This is a genomic window from Acinetobacter tandoii (assembly GCF_008867985.1).
Lineage (GTDB): Bacteria > Pseudomonadota > Gammaproteobacteria > Pseudomonadales > Moraxellaceae > Acinetobacter > Acinetobacter tandoii.
Window position 1 is genome coordinate 1 of the sequence record NZ_VXLD01000030.1, and the last position, 1,075, is coordinate 1,075.

General features: G+C 43.2%; 1 protein-coding gene. It reads left to right on the forward strand.

Annotation, left to right across the window (positions count from 1 at the left end):
* Positions 1-1,075, forward strand: a 1,075-nt coding sequence (locus F4W09_RS16970) for a DUF2345 domain-containing protein (RefSeq protein WP_151505448.1), incomplete at both ends; no start/stop codon positions are given.

Consider the following 1,075-nt stretch of genomic DNA (forward strand, 5'->3'; position numbering starts at 1 on the left):
AATGATAACGATACAGACTCTGCTTGGGTGGATGTACTGACCCCATGGGCAGGTGAAGGCTACGGGGCACGTTTCTTGCCACGAATTGGGGAAATTGTAGTCATTGACTTCTTTCAAGGAGACATAGATCGTCCTTTCGTGGTGGGGCGTCTTCATGAAGCACAGCGTTCTCCTACAAAATTTGATAATGCAGGACAACTCCCTGATACCAAAAAACTGGCAGGCATTAAATCTAAAGAATATCAGGGAGAGGGCTTTAACCAGCTCCGATTTGATGACAGCACAGGTCAAATTAGTGCCCAGTTGCAAAGTAGCCATGCGGCAAGTCAACTCAATTTAGGTAAACTGAGTCATCCTAAAGCCACCGAAGAAAGTGAAGACCGTGGAGAAGGCTTTGAACTCCGTACTGACCAATGGGGAGCAGTACGTGCAGGACAAGGCTTACTCATCTCAACTTACAAACAAGACCAAGCAAAAGGTGATCACCTTGATTCAGAGCTTGCCAAAAAGCAACTTGAGGGTAGTCAGACTAACAGTAAAGCCTTGAGTGATATTGCCAAAAACCAAAAGACGGATGAAATTGAATCGGTTGAACAACTCAAAGAATTTGCACAACAGTTAGAGCAAAAAATTGCTAAATTTAATAAAGCCTTGCTTTTATTAAACTCGCCAGATGGGATTGGTTTAAGTACCAATGCAGACATTCATGTTTCGGCTGATGGGCAAATTAACCAGTTTGCAGGCGATAGCATCAACTTGAGTACGCAAAAGAATTTGATTGCACACGCACAAAACAAACTCAGTTTATTTGCTGCTCAAGGTGGCATTAAAGCTATTGCAGCGCAGAGTAAAGTCGAGATTCAGGCACAGTCAGATGCTTTAGATGTATTTGCCAAGCTAGGCATAACAATTTCTTCGACGGATGATCGCATTGAAATCAGTAGCCCAAAAGAAGTATTGATTACAGGTGGTTCATCGCAGATTGCACTGAATAATTCTGGAATTTTCCCCAAAACGGGTGGAAAGTTTGAAGTAAAGGCGGGGCAGCATGTGTTTACATCTGGGGCAAGTGTTA